This window comes from Streptomyces sp. a15 (assembly GCF_059026085.1).
The window spans coordinates 1-18521 of sequence record NZ_JBWLKM010000059.1 but is presented as its reverse complement, the minus strand read 5'-3'; the positions used below and the strand labels follow the sequence as shown (position 1 = coordinate 18521).

14 protein-coding genes and 2 pseudogenes are annotated in these 18521 nt (G+C 69.5%); 8 read left to right on the top strand and 8 right to left on the bottom strand.

Annotated features, from left to right (window positions below):
* Positions 1–344: 344 nt before the first annotated feature.
* Positions 345–642: pseudogene (locus AC5P09_RS37560) on the bottom strand (MFS transporter); the annotation flags it as partial.
* 183 nt (positions 643–825) lie between these two features.
* A complete protein-coding gene (locus AC5P09_RS37555) occupies positions 826–3486 on the bottom strand; it encodes a beta propeller repeat protein (RefSeq protein ID WP_493878184.1) in 2661 nt (886 codons plus the stop codon).
* A 361-nt stretch (positions 3487–3847) separates the two neighbouring features.
* Between AC5P09_RS37555 and AC5P09_RS37550 the strand changes: the two genes are divergently transcribed.
* On the top strand, positions 3848–5041 hold the full coding sequence (locus tag AC5P09_RS37550; protein ID WP_493878183.1) for a serine hydrolase domain-containing protein: 1194 nt from the start codon (positions 3848–3850) through the stop codon (positions 5039–5041).
* 202 nt (positions 5042–5243) lie between these two features.
* On the opposite strand, the gene AC5P09_RS37545 is transcribed toward AC5P09_RS37550, so the two are convergent.
* From AC5P09_RS37545 to AC5P09_RS37535, 3 genes are all read right to left on the bottom strand, one after another.
* Complete coding sequence (locus AC5P09_RS37545; RefSeq protein ID WP_493878182.1) at positions 5244–5840, bottom strand: thermonuclease family protein; 597 nt, start codon at positions 5838–5840, stop codon at positions 5244–5246.
* 925 nt (positions 5841–6765) lie between these two features.
* On the bottom strand, positions 6766–7554 hold the full coding sequence (locus tag AC5P09_RS37540; protein WP_493878181.1) for a DUF899 domain-containing protein: 789 nt from the start codon (positions 7552–7554) through the stop codon (positions 6766–6768).
* A 160-nt stretch (positions 7555–7714) separates the two neighbouring features.
* Entirely contained in the window at positions 7715–8401 is a 687-nt protein-coding gene (locus AC5P09_RS37535; RefSeq protein WP_493878180.1) for a TetR/AcrR family transcriptional regulator, read from the bottom strand.
* 1013 nt (positions 8402–9414) lie between these two features.
* Here AC5P09_RS37535 and AC5P09_RS37530 point away from each other — a divergent pair.
* The 4 genes and pseudogenes from AC5P09_RS37530 (at position 9415) to AC5P09_RS37515 (ending at position 11621) form a co-directional block, all read left to right on the top strand.
* Positions 9415–9663: a hypothetical protein gene (locus AC5P09_RS37530; protein WP_493878179.1), complete on the top strand. Its 249-nt coding sequence runs from the start codon at positions 9415–9417 to the stop codon at positions 9661–9663.
* 9 nt (positions 9664–9672) lie between these two features.
* The gene (locus AC5P09_RS37525) at positions 9673–9957 is read left to right on the top strand and encodes an SRPBCC family protein (protein WP_493878178.1); all 285 of its coding nucleotides are present in this window, start codon (positions 9673–9675) and stop codon (positions 9955–9957) included.
* Between the two features lie 15 nt (positions 9958–9972).
* Positions 9973–10345: pseudogene (locus AC5P09_RS37520) on the top strand (AfsR/SARP family transcriptional regulator); the annotation flags it as partial.
* A gap of 274 nt (positions 10346–10619) precedes the next feature.
* Positions 10620–11621: an aldo/keto reductase family protein gene (locus AC5P09_RS37515; RefSeq protein ID WP_266446493.1), complete on the top strand. Its 1002-nt coding sequence runs from the start codon at positions 10620–10622 to the stop codon at positions 11619–11621.
* Between the two features lie 593 nt (positions 11622–12214).
* On the opposite strand, the gene AC5P09_RS37510 is transcribed toward AC5P09_RS37515, so the two are convergent.
* The 3 genes from AC5P09_RS37510 to AC5P09_RS37500 are packed head-to-tail and all read right to left on the bottom strand — an operon-like array spanning position 12215 to position 15059.
* Positions 12215–13270, bottom strand: a complete 1056-nt coding sequence (locus tag AC5P09_RS37510; protein ID WP_493878177.1) for an ABC transporter substrate-binding protein — start codon at positions 13268–13270, stop codon at positions 12215–12217.
* A 54-nt stretch (positions 13271–13324) separates the two neighbouring features.
* A complete protein-coding gene (locus AC5P09_RS37505; RefSeq protein ID WP_493878176.1) occupies positions 13325–14209 on the bottom strand; it encodes an ABC transporter permease in 885 nt (294 codons plus the stop codon).
* Positions 14210–14219: 10 nt separating this feature from the next.
* Positions 14220–15059, bottom strand: a complete 840-nt coding sequence (locus AC5P09_RS37500; RefSeq protein ID WP_493878175.1) for an ABC transporter ATP-binding protein — start codon at positions 15057–15059, stop codon at positions 14220–14222.
* 260 nt (positions 15060–15319) lie between these two features.
* On the opposite strand from AC5P09_RS37500, the gene AC5P09_RS37495 reads away from it, so the two are divergent.
* The 3 genes from AC5P09_RS37495 (at position 15320) to AC5P09_RS37485 (ending at position 18334) form a co-directional block, all read left to right on the top strand.
* Positions 15320–17002 carry an ATP-binding protein gene (locus AC5P09_RS37495; RefSeq protein ID WP_493878174.1) on the top strand — a complete coding sequence of 561 codons (1683 nt, stop codon included), beginning with the start codon at positions 15320–15322 and terminating at the stop codon, positions 17000–17002.
* Positions 16996–17688 (top strand): response regulator, encoded by a 693-nt coding sequence (locus tag AC5P09_RS37490; protein ID WP_493878173.1) that lies wholly within the window; start codon positions 16996–16998, stop codon positions 17686–17688. The genes AC5P09_RS37495 and AC5P09_RS37490 overlap by 7 nt, the downstream gene beginning before the upstream one ends.
* 85 nt (positions 17689–17773) lie before the next feature.
* On the top strand, positions 17774–18334 hold the full coding sequence (locus tag AC5P09_RS37485; RefSeq protein WP_493878172.1) for an NUDIX hydrolase: 561 nt from the start codon (positions 17774–17776) through the stop codon (positions 18332–18334).
* Positions 18335–18521: the final 187 nt, after the last annotated feature.

Below are 18521 nucleotides of genomic sequence, written 5' to 3'. Positions count from 1 at the left end.
CGATGGCCGCCGTGTCGCGGTCCTCTGTGACGGGATCACACAGCTCCATCGACTCCCTGGGTGGCTACGGGGTCGTCGTGCCGTTGGGGAGCGGCCTCTTGGGGCGCCCGGCTGTTCGCGGACCGGCTGCCACGCATGAGCAGTGCGGTCAGCAGGCCGCCCGTGGCCGCGATGGCAGCGGCGGCCAAGAACGCGGCGCTGAACCCGTCGGTGAGTGCCGACAGGTTGCCCAGCTCGCCCCGCGCCCCGCGTCCCGCGAAGTGGCGAGTGCGGTGAGCGCGGCCAGACCGAGGGCGGAGCCCACCTGGTAGGTGGTGTTCACGATGCCGGAGGCCAGGCCGGCCTGCTGCTGGTGCGATGAGTGCGCCGCCCAGGCCTTGGACGGCGCGTGCCAGGACCTCCACCCATGCGGTCGCCGCGGCTGCTGCCACGACGGAAACCGGCGATCAGCACGGTCCAGCCGGTCACGAAGATCCGGCGGGCGCCGAGCAGGTCGGAGAGCCGGCCGCCGAGCAGCAGCAGGCCGCCGAAGGTGATGACGTACGCGTTGAACACCCTCTGCAGGGCGCCCTGGGAGAAGCCGAGATTGCGCTGCATCTCGGGCAGGGCCACGCCGGGGTATGGCGGCGGAGAAGTCAACATACCCCTAGAGGGTATACAGAGAGTGTGGCTACCTAGGGTCCCGCCCCTGCTCTGACAGCGTGCTCGTGGCGTGGGCGGCCGTCGCCTGGAGGCGGGATCGGCGTGGTGCCGTACGAGAGGGAGGGGGTCCCGGAGTCCGACGAAGCCGGCTCCGGGATCCCCCTCCCTCTCGTGGCGTGTGGCTTACCTGAGGCCGCTGACGCCGATGGTGTAGATGCCGCGGCCGTGGGTGGCCGCGTAGAGGGTCTTTCCGTTCGGGCTGAGCTTCAGCTGGAGGACGGCGACCGCGGGAAGCGAGCCGACGCGCTGCCACTTCGTGCGGCCCGGGGCCCGGTAGACGACGCCGAGATCGGTGGCGACGGCCAGGCCGCCGCCCGCCGTGACGACCGCGGAGTCGGCGGGCACATCGGGGAGGTTGCCGGAGATGTCGGTCCAGGTGGTGCCGCCGTCCTTCGATTCGAAGACGTGGCCGACGCCGGCGCCGGGCCCTTCGGTCCACTGGCGCGAGAAGCCGCTGACGGTGAGGTAGACGTGGTCCGGGTTCGTGGGATCGATGGCGAAGCCGCTGAGGTAGCGGTTGGGGACGGTGCCGGCCGCACCGGTGGTCGGGAGCGTGATGTCGTGCCAGCCGGTGCCGTCCGCGTTGCCCACGGCGATGCCGCGAGTGAAGCCCTGGTTGTTGCAGGGGCCGCACCATGCCGCGTAGACCTTGCCGCCGCTGGCGGCGACCGCGGTGGCGGTGTGTCCCTCGCCGAGGTCGTACGCGCTGGTCCACTCGTCGCCGCTGCGAATGGCGTAGCCATGGGTCTGCACCCATACATGGCGGCCGCCCGCGATCCAGGTGGAGCTGTTCTTGGCGTCGGCCGCGAGCGGGGCGATGAAGCGGGCCTCGCCCGTCTCGTTGTCCGGCGGGGCGACGGAGTACGAGGTGATCTTGCTGGGGTCGTCGATCCAGGAGCCGTCGTTGACGGCACAGTTCTGGGTCACCTGGACGGCGAGGTAGACGTACTCCTCGGCGATGTTGCAGCCGTTGGCCGGGTCGGTGAGGGTGTCGCCGCCGTCGCCGCCGAAGTTGGAGCCCATCACCGTGTCGTTGCTGCGCAGCAGGGACTGGCCGTTGTCCTGGAGACCACCGGTGACCGAGACGCCGCCGTAATCGACGTCCTTACCGATGCCCACGGAGTAGTACTGAAGGGTGTCGATGGTGCCGTCGTTGAGCGAAGCCCAGTCGGTGGCGTGGCCGGAGGCGTCCTGGCGGCCGTTGACGGGGCGCTTGTAGACACCGCCGTCGTTGCCCACGTACACGAAGCTCTTGCCGTGGTAGCGGCCGATCGCGACCCCGTGCTGGTCGGAGTGGGTGGTCTGGTGGCAGTCACCGGTCTGCTTGGCCGGGTCGATGTTCCAGCAGGAGAAGCCGAAGTTCCAGTACGGGCCGACCGTCGACCAGGTGCTGCCGCCGTCCTTGGTCTCGTAGACCTCTTCCAGTCCGGCGTACACGTGCTCGGCGTCGGCCGGGTCGACGGTCAGGAACTGGTTGTACCAGGCCTGGACGCCGGGCATGTAGCCGCTGGAGGTCAGCGCGGAGCCGTCGGCGGCGAGGCCTCGGTAGTCGGCGATCTTCGTCCAGGGACCGGTGGGGGAGCCGGACTTGGAGACGTAGATGCCCTCCAGGCCGCTGTCCGGGTTGGTGTTCAGCTGCTCCGGGGACTGGTCGATGGCGTAATAGCGTGAGCCGTCGGCGGAGCGGGCGAAGGTGACGTTGCCGACGTCGTCCGCGTCGGCCGGCAGGTCACCCAGGCCGCTGGTGATCCGGGTCCAGGTGCCGTGGGAATCCTTGGTGTAGAAGCCGTTGTAGTCGTCACCGCTGCGCCAGCCGACCGCCAGGACCACCTTCGCGGGGTCCTGCGGGTCGATCGCGATGTCGTTGGCGATGTTCTTGTACGCGGCGTCGGGGTCGCTCGCCAGCGAACCGCCGGGCAGATAGCCGGGGTTGGGTGCGAACTCCAGCTTCCAGGCGCCGCTGAGCTCCTTCGCGGAGTGGCTCCACACGCCCGCGCTGGTCGCCGCCCAGACTTTGCCGCCGCCGAAGCGCAGCTGGTGGATGGTGGTGCTCTCCAGCTCGTCGCCGCCGACCCGGCTGCGGGAGGAGAAGGTGCCGTGGTGCGGGTTCGACAGGACGTAGACGCCGCTGCCGAGATAGGCGTCCGCATTGGTGGTCGCCTCGCCGGTGCCCAGCCACAGCCGGTCGCCGCCGTCCAGCGCGAGTGCCCCGGTCGACTGCGAGGACAGCTTGTCGCTGATCGGCTGCCAGTGCCCGCCGCCGCTCCGGGAGCGCCACACTCCGCCTCCCGCGCTGCCCGCGTAGACATAGCCGTCGTCGTCGGCAGCCATCGCCGCCATACGGCCGGTCACATATCCGGAACCACCACTGGAGTTGGAGTCGTAGTCGCGGTAGCGCGCGTCGTCGGAGTTGTACGGCAGATCGGTGACGTTGCGCCAACTGCCGCCAGTGCTGGGCAGCTTGTTCAGGCTGCTCCAGGCGGCGCCGTACGCGCCGGGCGCCACGATGCCCGGCGAGGTCCGGGCCTCGGCGTACTGGTCGGCGCCCTCGGCTATCTCGTCGGCCTCGTTGCCGTCATCGCCGTCACCGTCCTGCGTGACAGCCTTGGCGGTGATGCCGCCTGTCGACTGGGCGCGCTGGTGGGCGAGTTGGGCAAGGGTACGGGCCCCGAACGGGCTGCTGTTCTGGCCGGGCGCGGCGCTTGCGGGTAGGGCGCCGAGTGCTGCGGATGCGGTGATGGCACAGATCGTGAACCATCGTCTCTTACGGGTCGGTGCTGACACCAGGTCCTCCCAAACGGGCATTGATACAGCCGTCGGGGCAGACCTGATCACGCGGGACGGGGCACATCCCAAGGGCTTGCCGAATCTTTGGCCGGCGCCTGCCAGGATTTGGGCCCGCGCGCACCAGAACGTGAGGTGCGTGCCCGTTCCTGGTCGGGTGGTTGCGGCCCAGCGGCACATCGGCAGTGGCTCTTTGACCGTGGGCGACCCGGTTCGCCGGACCCCCGGCTCCTGGGGCGTGCAACGAAAGTGCAGGCAACTGGAGGTGCTTTCCTGTGCGGGAGAGGTCAGGGCGGGATCAGGGATCACTCGGGGGTGCCCCCGATGCCCACGGTGCCTGCCTGCTGACAGCGTGTAGGACATGATCTCAACGCGCATGTCACGAAGGAGTTTTACGAGAGCCGCGCTGTCAGGGACCGCCGCGCTGGCCGCCGGCGTAGCACTGCCCGCCCGTCGCGCCGCCGCCTCGCCCATGCCGCTCCCGCCGCTGGACCCCACCGCTCTGCAGGCCGCGATCGACGACCTCGAGAGCCCGCCGTCTACCGCTGCCCAGCTGCGAATCGGCGGCACAGCCGGCCACTGGCGCGGTACCTCGGGCGTGGCCGACATCAGGACGCGGCGGCCGGTGAGGGCGGCTGACAAGGTTCGGGTCGGCAGCATCACCAAGGTCTTCGTCGCCACGGTGGTACTGCAGTTGGTGGCGGAGGGCCGGATCAAGCTGGATACGCCGGTGCGACGGGTCCTGCCCGGACTGCTGCCGGACCGGTACGCGGCTGTCACCGTGGCGCACCTGCTGAACCACACCAGCGGGCTGCCCGACCACGTCGGCATACCGGAACCGGAGACTGCGGAGGAGGTGTTCCAGCACCGCTTCGACCACTGGACGCCGCGGGAGTGGGTGGCGACGGCGACGCACGGGCCGCTGAAGTTCGCGCCGGGCACCCGGCAGGAGTACCGCGGCATCAACTACGTCCTCGCTGCGCTGATCATCGACACGGTGACCGGCCGCCCGTACGGGGAGGCCGTCGAAGCCCGCATCCTGCGCCCGCTGCGCCTGGCGAACACCGTCGTACCAGGCGACGACCCGCGCATCCATGGCCGGCACGTGCACGGCTACCTCAAGATGGCCGACGGCGGTTTGCGGGACATCACCGTGTATGACAATTCGTCCGCCCGGGGCGACGGCGACATGATCTCCACCACGGGCGATGTCGACCGGATGCTCACTGCGCTGTTTTCCGGCGCGTTACTTCCACCCGGGCTGCTGCGGCTGATGTTCACCCTGCCGCCGGACGACGTGCGGATGCTGGACGGCAGCCCGGCCCGCTATAGCACCGGGCTGCAGCAGGCTACCGTCAACGGCTTCACCTGGTGGGGCAAGACGGGCGAGACGTACGGCTACAAGAACGCCGCGTTCTCCACCCGTGACCAGCGACGCCGCTTTGTGCTCGCGTACCACCCGACGACCGCCCGCAACGGCGAGGAGAGCCAGATGATCGCTCGGGTCGCCGACCTACTCACCCGCACCCAGAACCCGGAAGAGTCGGTCGCTTGAAGGCGTGTATCGATATGCGGGTCAGCGTCACTCGCTGATGGCCGCTATGACCTGATGACGTCGTCTCCGCAATCAAGGGCCGGATCAGAACAACTGAGGCAGCAACCGGCATCCGCAATGTCGGCGTGCGGCGAAGCGCCGATGCCCAGGCGCCGGCCGCGGCAGGGGTTCGGGCCGGATGCGCTTCGCAGCGAGTGTTGGTTCAGTTCGTGTCGCAGCCGATGCCGTCGCGGTCGAGGCGGTGCGGGTCGTCGGGGCCGCCCCGGACGGGGCCTGATAGGTCCGAGCAGTCCACGTCGGGGACACCGGCGGCGGGTGCGTTGGGGAGGTCGGGGTGTGCTGGAGTGCCTGGGACCGACGGGCCGGTCGGGTCCGAGGCCGCGGTGGGGGATTCAGGCTGCTGGGAACATGTGGTCCACAGACCCGCTCCGGTCCGCCGGGCGGCGTCTTCGGCGTCGGTCATCCGGGCCCAGTACTTGTCGTTGGGCGGATAGAGGACTGCCTCGGCGTGACCGCTGCGAACGAGAGACTCGTTGACGAAGGTGCCCTGTTCGTTCCACAGGTACAGCAGGTACCGGTCGTAGCGGTCGGTGAGGTCGGTGTCGCGTTCGGCGCGGGCTCGGCTGCCTGGCGGCAGCAGCGCGGCGGTGCGGGCGGTGGCGTCGTCGGCGAAGCAGGCGCCTCGCTCCGGGGTGTCGATCTCGAGGAGCCGCACCCGGACTACCGTGTCTTTGGGCAGGACCCGGCCGTCGCCGCGCACCTCGAGTGTGTCGCCGTCGATGATGCGGAGTACCACCACGCCGGGCAAAGGGGCCTGGGGCGGCTTCGGCTTCGTGGCGGGCGTGGCCGCAGGCTCGCCGCGGGGCTCGGCAGGCGGCTGTGCCGTCCCTGCGGCAAGGTCGTCGCGAGACTCGGCAGACGGTTGGGTCGATGAGCGGGTGGGCTGCGAAGCAGCGGAGGTCTCCGTCGGCGCGACGGTGCCGGAAGTTCGCTGTTGATCCTCGTCCACCAGCGACCCGAGGGCGCCCAGGCTGAGAAGAAGGCCGACAACCACCAGGACCGCGGTCATCCAGAGGCGTCTGGCGCGTCTGGGGCGTCGGGGACCACGTGAGCTGTGCGGACGGGGTCGCCCGTGTTGGCCGCGCCAGGCGTTGGCGTTGGGTGGGGGAGACGGGCACATGGCGCGCCCTCCAAGCGTGGGAGGTGCTGTCTTCCAGTACAGCACCAGAGGGAGGGAAACGCCGCCCAGGGCGTCGTACTCGCCGTGCTCGGATGTGGGGCGCGCGGCGAAGGCGGGAGAGCGCCGACGGCCTCCACCGTTGTCTGCGAGGGGCTGGCACCGCCCTCAACCGGATCGCCGGAAGAGATCCACCCCGCCCGAGCATCGCGCCGGCCGCTCGGGCGGCTGCACGAGCGGTGGCAGGCGACGTCATCTGCAACTTCGGAGCCGGGCTCGTCGGCTCCGTCCGCCGTTGGGTGATTGTCGGCGGGGTGATAGCGGTCTGACGGCGACTCGCCTTGTGCACGGGGCCGGTACGGCGGTCGCAGCGTCCCCGGCTCCCGTTGGCCGCTCCATACCGCCTCGTGCGACGCCCTGGTCAGCACCGCCCGCCGACTGCCCGCTCCGGGCAGCTCCAGGTGCGGATCGGCTCTTAGTGCTTCGGCCGCGTCGCTTCAGGCGCCCGTCGTCATGCGGGCAGGTCCGCTGCCGTACGGCCAAATCGTCAGGCGTCGTATGCGTCGGGGAGGCGCAAGGCGGGGCTGCCGACGTGCAGGCCGAGGGGGACCGCTCGGTCCTTCGGCTCCTCCCAGGCCTCCTGACGGCCGAGCGCGGTGAGGTCGAGATAGGGGTGGCCGTCGTGGAACTCATCGATGCCACGGCCGAACGTGGAGTAGGTGTGGAACACCTCGTCCCCGACGCGCAGGAACGCGCTGATGCCCGGCCAGTCGCCGCGCATGCTCTGCGACCACGGCATCCCGGCCTCGGCCAGCTCGGCCTCGGTGCGGTGGAAAACCTGCACCGGCGCGATCCGATCGTCGACGGTCGCGTGGAAGTCGTAGTTGAAGTCGCTTCCGTACGAGGAGTACCAGGGGAAGGTCCAGCCCATCCGCTCGCGGAAGGCGGCGAGTTTCTCGTGCGGCGCCCGGGTCACCGCGACCAGCGTGGTGTTGCGGACATGCAGCTGCCGCAGGTTGCCGATCTGGTCAGCTGCGGAGGAGCAGCTCGAGCAGCCGGTGTCGCGGGGGTGCTCGACGCCGTCGGCATCGATGTCGAAGATCCACATGAAGTGGTGCATGACCAACTGGGGCCGCCCCTCGAACAGGTCGAGCAGGCCCACCGTCCCGTTCGGGCCTTCGAAGGTGTACGGCTTGTCGACGCGCACCATAGGCAGCCGCCGTCGCTCGGCGTTGACCCGGTCGCGCGCCCGGGTGAGCTCCTTCTCCTTGGCCAGCAGCTCCTTGCGGGCGGCGAGCCACTCCTCGCGCGACACCACCTCGGGCAGGTTCGGCATCTCGATCCTCCCAGCTGGGCTCGGCTGTGCTCGTCCTTCTCCGCCCAGTATCCGCCGGGGCCGGGTCTCCCTCCTCTCGTCACCCGAGGTCGCTCGGCGGTGAGTATCAGCATCGAGAACTGCCCCGCTGCACCCCGAGCAGCGGCGGCCCCCGGAGGACTCAGCGGCCGAGCAGGCCGTCCAACTCGGCCGCGAACAGCTGGGCGGGGTCGAAGCCCATGCCTGTGAAGTGGCCGGCGAGTTCCAGGGAGAGGACGCCGTGCAGGCGGGTCCAGAAGGTGAGGGCGCGGCGTAGGACTGGAGCGGGGGCGGGGTGGCCGCCGGCCCACTGCCGGTGGTGGGCGAGGTGGGTGTCGAACGCCGTTTCACCGACGTCCGCCGTGTTGTCCGCGTCAGTCGCGTCAGTCGCCTCGGTCGCGTCGGCTGCGCAGGCGTCGAGCAGGGTCGCCATGATGTCGCCGGCGATCGTGGTGACGGCGTCCGGCGCGTGGTATCCGGGGACGGGTGTGCCGTAGATGAGGAAGTACCGCTGGGGGTATTCGAGTGCCCAGCGGCGCATGGCGTGAGCGAGTCCCGCGAGGTCGGGGCCGTCCGAGGCGGTGGTACGGAAGGCGTCGGCCAGGCTGCGGTAGGCGTCCGTGACGAGTTCGGTGATCAGTTCGTCGCGGCTGCCGAAGTAGCGGTGGAGCGCAGGACCGCTCATCCCCATCTGCTTGGCGATGGCGATGGCGTTGAGGCAGAGCGCGGAAGCTCCCGCGCCGGCGATCTGCCCCCACGCGTGCTCCTTGACCTCCGCCCGCACCTGGGCCCGGTAACGGTCCCGGGGGGATGCCGTATTCGGCGCCATACTCACCACTTTCTCTCCGCGGGTCGGCATGGCCGACCTCTCGTTAGGGGCTATCACTAACGGCATCCCCTCTAAAAAACCTCCGGCATCCCCTTGGCGTGGCCCATCTCGTCCCGCAAGCTAGTTCCCGGGTAGGGTCAAGTCGTCGTCCGTATCGAGGCGACCGGGGTGTCCTTCGCCGAACAGCAGATGCGCCATGGCCGCTGATACGACCAGCCGCCGTTCTCCTACGTCCCCGGCTACGGCCTCGTCTGAACCGTCCAGGCAGCGGGCACCGGGGCCGACCGCGGCCTGGAGGGCGCCCGGGTGGCGGCCCTGACGAAGACCGGCGGCTGGGCCGGCCACGTCCTGCTCGACGCGGCGTGCGTGATCGAAGTCCGCGACGGCGTCGGTGCGAAGCGGGCGGAGGCCGCGGTGCTCAATGGCATCACCGCCTGGCAGATACTGCACCGCAAGGCGCGCACGGGCCGGCCTGACGATCCTCGTACACGTCGCCAATGGGGGAGTGGGCTCGACACTCGTCCAACTGGCGCTCACCGCCCCGGCCCGGATCATCGGCACCGCCTCAGCCTGCCACCACGGCACGCTGCGCGCCCTGAGCGTCACCCGTTGACGACCGCACCGAGAACATCCCCGCATGAGCGCGCCACCTGGCCTTCAGCGACGCGGACGCGGTCCTCGACCACGCCGACGGCCGCAGCCTGACCGCTTCCTAGGCCTCCTCGCCGCCGGCGGGGCCCGTACTCAAGCTCCTGGGCCGCGCAATCCGCTTCCGCACCCGCCTGCCCGCTGACCTCAGCCAGGTCCTCACGAACCTGCAGCGGGGTGACATCAGTCCGGCCGTCGCCGCCGAACTTGCGCTCATCCAGGCGGCCAACGCCCTGCGCCTGGCCTAGTCCGGCGCGGTCAGCGGCAAGGTCGTCCTCGTTCAGTAGCCCATGGCCCGAACCGTCTGTCCCCGCCCCGCCCTTTCCTGTCCCGCCCTGTCCTGTCCTGTCCGAAGGAGAATCACGATGCTCACCACTCTGCTCCCGAAGGCCGCCGCCGTACCGGTCGCGCTCGTCACATGCCTCTCGGGAGGCACCCCCGCCGCCCACCAGCAGGCGGGCATCGACCCCGACGCCCCCGTCATCACCCGGGACGACATCGTCATCCAGGCGCCGCTGGACCGGATCTGGCAGATCCAGACCGATGTGGAAGTCTGGCCCGCCTGGCAGCCCGACGTCACCGAGGTGACCAAGGAGACTCCCGGCCCGCTGTGAGCGGGCTCCGTGTTCCGCTGGTCGGTGCACGGTCTGCAGGACATCACCTCAACGGTCAAGCAGGTCAGCCCCGAGCGCCGCATCGTCTGGGGCGGCCCGGCCCAGGGCATCACCGCCGTTCATGTGTGGACCTTCCACCAGAAGTGCGACGGCGTGCACGTCCACACCGAGGAGTCGTGGTCCGGCGATCCGGTCGAGGCCGACACTCCCGCGCTGCAGGCGGCACTCGACGCGTCGTTGGACGCTTGGCTCCACAAGGAGGAGGCGGAAAGCCGTCCCGCCGGGCGCCCGTGACCAGAGGTGGGGTGCGCGCTTCCGGAGCTCGCTCTCGACACCTCCACCGAGCTGTTCACACAGCGGGGCCGGGCGGCCTGGCCCGGCGTGGAGCTGCCGCCGGACGCGGTGGCCGAGCTGTGCCGCCACCTCGGCGGGCTGCCGTTCGCCGTGGAGGTGGCCGCGGCGCGGGTGCGGGTGCGGGTGCTGTCAGTGCCGGAGATCGCCCACCGCCTCGGCTACCGGTTCACGCACCCTGCATGCGGTCGTGGAGTGGAGCTGGAACCTGCTCCGAATACTGGAGACCGTACGGGGGTTCAGCGCGGCCCGGCGTGCGGAGGCGGGCGAAGACGAGGAGGCCGTCGGCCGGTTCCTCGCCTGGGCGCGGGACTTCGGGGTCGCACGCCACGTCCAGGAGTGAGGTCTGTACTCACGCCCCATAACTGCGCGCGTACCGTACGGCTTTGGGTGCGCTGGTCCCCCGCATTCGCTGAGTCTCGGTCCCGCTACGCGCATCGTGTGCACGCGCCGTGACGGGTGAGCGGGTTCCCTCAAGTCTGAGGTGCAAGCCGCTTTCGCGCCCGGCCTCTCCCGCAGCGGATTATCCGCCGGGGCCGGTGACATCAGCGATCGGTCAGGGGGGAGGATCATGAGAGCACACCTACGCAATGGGAGGTTCGACGATGGAATACCGTCATCTCGGCAACAGCGGCATGATCATCAGTGAGATCGCCTACGGCAACTGGCTGACCCACGGCTCGCAGGTCGAGGAGGAAGCTGCCCTCGCCTGTGTGCGAGCTGCTCTTGACGCAGGTATCACGACGTTCGACACCGCTGACGTCTATGCCGAGACACGCGCCGAGTCGGTGCTCGGGCGTGCGCTGAAGGGCGAGCGTCGCGAGGGGATCGAGATCTTCACCAAGGTGTACTGGCCCACCGGGTCCGGGAAGAACGACCGTGGGCTGTCGCGCAAGCACATCATGGAGTCGATCGACAACTCCCTGCGCAGGCTTGAGACCTCGTACGTGGATCTCTACCAGGCGCACCGGTTCGACCGGTTCACGCCGCTGGAGGAGACCATGGAGGCGTTCGCCGACGTGGTCCACTCCGGTAAGGCCCTGTACATCGGTGTCTCCGAGTGGACGGCCGATCAGATTCGGCGGGCGCACGCTCTGGCACGGGAGCTGCGGATCCCGCTGGTGTCGAGTCAGCCCCAGTACTCGATGCTGTGGCGGGTGATTGAGGGTGAGGTCGTGCCGACCAGCCAGGAGTTGGGCATCGGGCAGATCGTGTGGTCGCCGATCGCCCAGGGTGTGCTGACCGGCAAGTACCTTCCCGGGGAGCAGCCGCCGGCCGGATCGCGGGCGACGGACGACAAGGGCTCGGCGATGATCAGCCGCTTCCTGCGCAATGAGGTGCTCGAGGCGGTGCAGCAGCTGAAGCCGCTGGCCGACGAAGCCGGCCTGACCCTGGCTCAGCTGGCGGTCGCTTGGGTGCTGCAGAACAGCAACGTGTCTGCCGCGATCGTCGGCGCCTCCCGGCCGGAGCAGGTGGCGGAGAACGCGAAGGCGGCCGGTGTGAGGCTGGACGCGGATCTGATGGCGCGCATCGATGAGATCGTGCTGCCGGTGGCGGTGACGGATCCGCATCTCGTGCATGAGGGCGTACCGGCGCAGCGTCCCTGAACAGGGTGTAATCCCTGCTCGCGTTACTGGTCACGGCGCGGGTCGGAGGCTTCGGAGGAGAGATCAGCGCCCCCGGAATTTTCGGCCCGCGCCGGCCATGACCAGGGCCCGGCGTACACGTCGTGACGCTCGGCAGGTGCCACCCGCTGCCCGGTAGCCGCTGGTCCGTCGGTGAGTGCCGGGGTCGGTAACAGAAGGCTTGCCGGATCTGGCCAACCATCGCAGCGGGAAGATCGGTTCCTCCGTCCGCGACCCTCCTGATCCGAACCATCTGAGCCGGCCGCGCGCCGATCGTGCCCGTCTCGCGGCGGAGAACTGCCCTGGCGGCAGGGTGAAGGCGGACAACCACGTTTGTCTGACGGGGGTGCCCTCCAGCGCGGAGACGGCGAGTCACCCGTCTCCGTGAGCAGCAAGGCGGGGGTGCTTTCCCTGGGCGACCGCAGGCAAGCACCCCCAGTCATCCCCGGGGCCACTGGATCCTCCGGACCGTTCGACAGCCTCGACAGGGGAGACCGGTCGTGCCGAGCACGGAAGCCAGCGGCCCCGTTGGCGAAGCGCCAAGAACATGACGGCGGGATGGGGCAGTAGCAGTGCTACTTGGCCTTGTTGACGAAGTCGTCGGTGTAGGTCTTGGTCAGGTCGATGGTGTGGCCCTTGACCGTGGGGTCGAAGGTGGAGAGGACCTTCAGGACGGTCTGGGGGCCGTCGGCGGGCATCAGACCGGTGGGGGAGTACATGCCCTTCTCGTTCTCCAGCGCCTTCGTGTAGACGGCCTTGCCGACGCCCGAGTAGTAGTCGGCCGGCATCTTGTCGGCGATCTGGGCGGCGGTGTGGGTCTGGATCCACTTGAGCGTCTCGACGTAGGCGTTGACCAGTTTCTGAACGGTGGCCGGGTTCTTCTGGACGTACGCCGTGGTCATGTAGAGGGCGGACGCGGGGTAGGTGCCGCCCAGCGCCGCCTTGGCGCCGGCCACGGTGCGCATGTCGATCAGCGGCTTGCCCAGCTTCTGCTGCTCCAGCATGGAGATGGTGGGTTCGGTGGTCATGCCGGCGTCGATCTGCTTGTTCTTCATCGCCGCGACGAACGTGGATCCCGCGCCGACGGCGACCGAGGTGGCCTTGCCCGCCTTGACGCCGTTCTTGGCCTCCAGGTACTCGGTGAGGAAGTTGGTGGAGGAGCCGAGACCGGTCACGCCGAGGTGCTTGCCGACGAAGTCGGCCGGGCCCTTGATGCTGCCGGCCTCGTCGCTGCGCACCATCTCGACCTCGCCGGGGGCCTGGAGCAACTGGACCACGGATTCGGTGGACTTGCCCTTGGACTGCAGGTCGATGTTGTGGTCGTAGAAGCCGACCACCGCGTCGACCTGGCCGGAGATCATGGCGGTCTCGGCCTCGACGCCTGCGGGTTCGTCGGAGAGCTTCACGTTGAGGCCCTGGGCCTTGTAGTAGCCGAGCTGCTGGGCGAGCATCACCGGCAGGTAGATCTGCTTGTCCAGGCCGCCGACCATGATTCTCACGGTGGGCGTTCCGCCGGAGTTCTTGGCGACGGACTGGGTGCTGGAGCCACCTGAGCCGCCGCAGGCGGAGAGGGTGAGGGAAAGGGCCGCGCAGGCGGCGACGGACAGCAGGGTCTTCTTGGCCAGCTTCATCGCTGGTCTCCTTTACGGGTGCGGGACAAGGCGTGGCGGGGGCGTGGGAGGGGATTACAGGGCACCGTCGGTGGCCAGTTGGGTGGGCCGCCAGCGCAGTACGCGCTTCTCGAAGCGGGTCACCACGTACTCGGCGATCAGGGCGAGCACGGCGATGATCAGGGTTCCGGCGTAGACGCCGTTGGCGTTGAAGTTGCCCTGGGCCTGGGAGATCAGCTGGCCGAGGCCGGCCTGGGCGCCGAGCATCTCGCCGACAATGGCGCCGATGAGTGCGAAGCCGAAGGCGGAGTGGAGCGAGGCGACGATCCAGGTCATCGCCGAGGGCAGGACGACCTGGGAGGTCACCCGCCATTCGGAGGCGCCGAGGATGCGGGCGTTGGCGATCAGGTTGCGGTCGACCTCGCGGGTGCCCTGGAAGGCGTTGAAGAAGACCGAGAAGAACACCAGCACCACGGCGAGGGCGACTTTGCCGGAGGGGCCGAGGCCGAACCAGATGATGAACATGGACCCGAGCACGATGCGCGGGATGGAGTTGGCCGCCTTGATGAACGGCGCCATCACGTCCGCCAGCACCCGGATCCGGCCCAGAGCGATGCCGAGCACGACTCCGCTGCCCACGCCGATGAGGAAGCCGAGGACGGTCTCCTGCATAGTGACGCCGATGTTGTGCCAGATGGAGCCGAGCGAGGTGCCGTCGGTGAACCAGGTCTTCAGCTGCGTCACGACCCCGTCGGGCGAGCCGTAGGTGAACTTGTCGAGCGAGCCGCTGGAGGCGCCGAGCTGCCAGCCACCGAGGACGACCACGATCAGTGCGATCTGGGCGAGGAGGATGAGGAACCGGTGGCGGCGCGCGCGGGCTCGGGTGCTGCGGATGAGCGTGGCCTCGTCGAGGCCGGGTGACGAGGATGTCTTGGCGGGGCCGGAGAGCAGTTCGGTCATCGTGGGTCTCCTAGACCGAGGCGGGGGTGGCGGTGGCGCCGGCCGTGCGGGCGTAGGCGAGGGTGACCTCGTCGCGGAGGGTCTCCCAGATCTGTTCGTAGATCTCGATGAAGTGCGGGTCGAAGCGGATCTCCTGGACCTGGCGGGGGCGTGGCAGGTCGACGGGAAAGGTGTCCTTGACCGTGCCGGGACCGACGGTGAGGACGACCACCTTGTCGGCGAGCGCGATGGCCTCCTCCAGGTCGTGGGTGACGAAGACGACGGCCGGGCGGGTCAGCTCCCACAGGGACAGCAGTTCGTCCTGGACGATCTGCCGGGTCTGGACGTCCAGTGCGGAGAAGGGCTCGTCCATGAGCAGGATCTCGGGCTCGTTGATCAGTGTCTGGGCCAGCGCCACCCGCTTGCGCATACCGCCGGACAGCTGGTGCGGCAGCCGGTCCTCGAAGCCGGACAGACCGACCCGGCGCAGCCAGTCACGCGCCTTGGCGACGGCCTCCTTCTTCGACGTGCCGCGGAACTGCGGACCGGCGGCCACGTTGTCCAGCACCGACTTCCACGGGAAGACCGCGTCGGTCTGGAACATGAAGCCCACCCGGGGGTCGATTCCGCTGACCGCCTCGCCGTGGATGAGGGTCTGACCCGCGCTCGCCGGCTCCAGGCCGGAGATCAGCGAGAGCGTGGTGGACTTGCCGCATCCGGTCGGTCCGACCACCGCGCAGAACTCGCCGGGGGCCACGGTCATGTCGAGGTCGCGCAGGGCGGTGTAGACACCGCCTGACGGGGTGCGGAACCGCTTGGTCGCCTGGCGCAGCTCGATCGCCGGAGCCGTACCGGTCGCTGATGGGGTCACTGCATCGCACCGCCTTCGGAGGTGTCGGAAAAGTGCGTTGCGCCGGTGTTTCCGGCGGGTGACGAGAAGGTAGGTCGCGGTCCGGGGCGGGGCGAGACTTCCGTACGTTGCGCGGGTTTCCCACGTTGAATCTGGTTTTGTGCGTTCTGCTCAGTCGGCCGGGGGTGGGCAGAATGTCCGCAGGCAGGCACAATCACGCCACCACGGGTACGGCGCAGGGGCCGCGCCCGGCACGACGTATGACAGGGGCGACTGCGCCTGTGAAACTCATCCGTATCCGGATCGGCCGCGGCGGGAACGGGAGACTCTCCGCGCGGATCCTGGCCAACCAGCTGGTCATCCTCGCGCTCACCGGCGTCATCGGCTTCGTACTGTTCGCCGTCGCGCAGCGGGCCGAACTGGACCGCGCCTACGAGGAACGGGCGCTGGCCATCGCGCAGACCACGGCCGCCGAGCCGCAGATCCAGCAGGCCATGGAGTACGGCGGTGGCGGCGACGTGGTGCAGACCGTCGCCGAACGGATCCGGAAGGCGTCCGGGGCGTCATACGTGGTCGTGACCGATGCGCGCGGCATCCGCCACTCGCACCCCATCCCGGCGCTGATCGGCAAACCGGTGAGCGACCCCGTCGCGGCACGGGACGGCCGCACGCACGTCGGCATCGACCACGGCGCGACCGGGCAGTCCGCCAACGGTCAGGCCCCGCTGTACGGGCCCACAGGTGCGCTGGTCGGCGAGGTGTCGGCGGGCATCCCCGAGCACGATGTACTCGGCGAGCTGTGGCGCCAGTTGCCCACCTTCGCCCTGTACGCCGCGATCGCCACCGCACTCGGCTCGGCGGCCGCGTTCCTGCTGGCCAGACGGCTGAAGCGGTCGACCTTCGGGCTGGAACTGGAGGAGATCGCCGGGCTGCTCCAGGACCGCGAGGCGATGCTCCACGGCATCCGCGAAGGCGTCATCGCCTTCGACCCCGACGGCCGGATCACAGTGGTCAACGACGAGGCCCGGCACCTGCTCGGTCTCGGCACGGCGGTCGGCAGCAAACTCGAGGACGTACTGCCGGACGGACGGCTGCGCCGCGCCCTGGACGGCACTCTCACCGGTACCGACGTCAGCGTGCTGACCGACGACCACTGCTTGGTCGTCAACCGGATGCCGGTGGCTCTGCACGGCCGTGAACTGGGTGCAGTGGTCACCGTCCGGGACCGCACCGAGCTGATCGGGCTGCTGCGCGAACTGGACTCGGTGCGCGGGCTGACCAACGCTCTGCGGGCCCAGCAGCACGAGTTCACCAACCGCATGCACACCGTGGCCGGGCTGCTGGACATCGGCGACCACGACGCCGCCTACGAGTTCGCCGTCGATTCCGCGGGCGCCGAGCAGGCGCTGACCGAGTCCGTACGCCGGCGGGTCGGCAACCCGCTGGTCGTCGGGCTGATCGTGGCCAAGACCACGGTGGCCGCCGAGAGCGGGGTGCGGATCGTGCTCAGCGACGATTCCGCGCTCGGCCAGGACCCGCCGCACCTGCGCCGGCTTCTGACCATCGTCGGCAACCTGCTCGACAACGCGATCGACGCGACGGCCGTCGGACCGCCCCCGGCGGGCGGCCGCGAGGTGCGGCTCGCGCTGGTCGAGGGCATCGACGAGGTGACCGTGCGGGTGGCGGACACCGGTCCGGGAATCCCACCGGGCGTCGCCCAGGCGATCTTCGAGGACGGCTGGTCGACCCGGCCCGACCGGGGCACTGCCCGGCGCGGCCTGGGTCTTGCCCTCGTCCACCGGCTGGTGCAGCGGCACGGCGGCACCATCACGGTCAGCGAGGGGGCGGGCGCGGTCTTCACCGTGGTACTGCCGTTGCCCGACACGGCGCCCGTGCCGCAGGGCGCACTGTTCACGACGGCTCCGTCGCTGTCGGCCGGTGCCGAGGGAGGCGATCGATGGTGATCCGGACGCTGGTGGTGGATGACGACTTCCGGGTGAGCCACATTCACTGCGACTACGTGTCCCGCGTCGAGGGCTACGAGGTGGTCGGCGAAGCGGCCACGGTGGCCCAGGCGCTGGAGGCTGTGCACACGCTCCATCCCGATCTGCTGCTGCTCGACATCTTCCTGCCGGACGGCAGCGGACTCGACGTGCTGCGGCAGCTCAGCGGGGACGAGGGCGGCGCCCGCCCCGATGCCCTCATGATCACCGCCGACCGGGACATCACTTCGGTGCGGATCGCCATGAAGCTCGGCGCCGTGGGATACGTGGTCAAACCCTTCCGCTCCGGTGACCTGGCCAAGCGGCTCATGGCCTACCAGGAACTCCAGCACCGTATGGACGTTCTCGGCCATGTGACCGAGACCGATCAGGCCGATGTGGACGCCCTGTTCAGCGCCGCCCGGCCGCCCGCCGTCCCCCGTATCCCGGCCAAGGGACACTCCGCGCCGACCCTCGCCCTGCTGCACCAGACCCTCCGCTCCGCACAGGACGCCCTGTCGGCCGCCGATGCCGCCGAACTCACCGGTGTCTCCCGCCCCACGGCCCAGCGGTACCTCTCCTACCTCGTACGGGAGGGTATGGTCCGGCTCGAACTCCGTTACGGGGCCACCGGCCGCCCCGAACACCGCTACCGGATCGTCCGCTGAGGCGGTCGCCGCCGTAAGAGCGTTCTGTCCTGGCAGAAGTAGTTCGGAACCGATCCCGGGTCGGCCGACATCCCGCACGTCCGTCATGGTCGGAGCGATTACGCGGAGAGGGACTGGGAATCGTAGTGAGGTGCCACGCCCTGAAGCCCGACCGCTCGTGGTTGACGATCGAGGCAACTCCTTGGTTTCGTTCACACGCGGAGCCGAGGCAGCGCCACCCTCTGACGCGCCGCTGCCGGCGGCGCTGGTCGCCGTCTGGCACGCCGACCGTGTCCTCATGGTGTTTGATCGCTTCCGCCAGAGCTGGGAACTGCCCGGTGGTCGAATAGAAGAGGGCGAATCCCCGCGTCAGGCCGCCGCACGCGAGTTGCTGGAGGAAAGCGGTCAGGAGCCCGACGGGCCACTGCGGTTCATGGGCTACGCGTGCTTCGTACTCCGGCCCGACCAACGCGCCGAGTACGCGGCCCTGTTCGCGGGCCGCACCACGCATACGCGGGACTTCCGGGCCAACGAGGAGATCGAGGCCATCCACTGGTGGAACTTCCGGGAAGCCCTCCCGGAACCCATCCAGCCCCTGGACGCCTATCTCGCCCGACTCACGCGCGAGTTGAGCCCCGGCCTCTCCCACTGTCCAGGGCAAGGCTGAGACTCAACCCAGACTCTGTCTCCTTGGTCATCCTCGGGCACTGTGGCGCGCGCCTCCGCCAGGACCACCGCTCACATTGGTCTTCTCTGCACTGCTCAGCGGTTCAGGCAGCCGCCAGCTTTCGGATGCGCGGATGGTTCTCCAGCGCCCACCGCACGGTCTTCGGCGGGCGTCCGAGCAGGGTTTC

Bases quoted from the DNA above. Each gene is read 5' to 3' on its own strand.
- AC5P09_RS37485 (WP_493878172.1), top strand. From the start codon at position 17,774: ATGGTCGGAGCGATTACGCGGAGAGGGACTGGGAATCGTAGTGAGGTG.
- AC5P09_RS37530 (WP_493878179.1), top strand. From the start codon at position 9,415: ATGCTCACCACTCTGCTCCCGAAGGCCGCCGCCGTACCGGTCGCGCTC.
- AC5P09_RS37490 (WP_493878173.1), top strand. From the start codon at position 16,996: ATGGTGATCCGGACGCTGGTGGTGGATGACGACTTCCGGGTGAGCCAC.
- AC5P09_RS37510 (WP_493878177.1), bottom strand. From the start codon at position 13,270: ATGAAGCTGGCCAAGAAGACCCTGCTGTCCGTCGCCGCCTGCGCGGCC.
- AC5P09_RS37550 (WP_493878183.1), top strand. From the start codon at position 3,848: ATGATCTCAACGCGCATGTCACGAAGGAGTTTTACGAGAGCCGCGCTG.
- AC5P09_RS37505 (WP_493878176.1), bottom strand. From the start codon at position 14,209: ATGACCGAACTGCTCTCCGGCCCCGCCAAGACATCCTCGTCACCCGGC.
- AC5P09_RS37540 (WP_493878181.1), bottom strand. From the start codon at position 7,554: ATGCCGAACCTGCCCGAGGTGGTGTCGCGCGAGGAGTGGCTCGCCGCC.
- AC5P09_RS37535 (WP_493878180.1), bottom strand. From the start codon at position 8,401: ATGGCGCCGAATACGGCATCCCCCCGGGACCGTTACCGGGCCCAGGTG.
- AC5P09_RS37515 (WP_266446493.1), top strand. From the start codon at position 10,620: ATGGAATACCGTCATCTCGGCAACAGCGGCATGATCATCAGTGAGATC.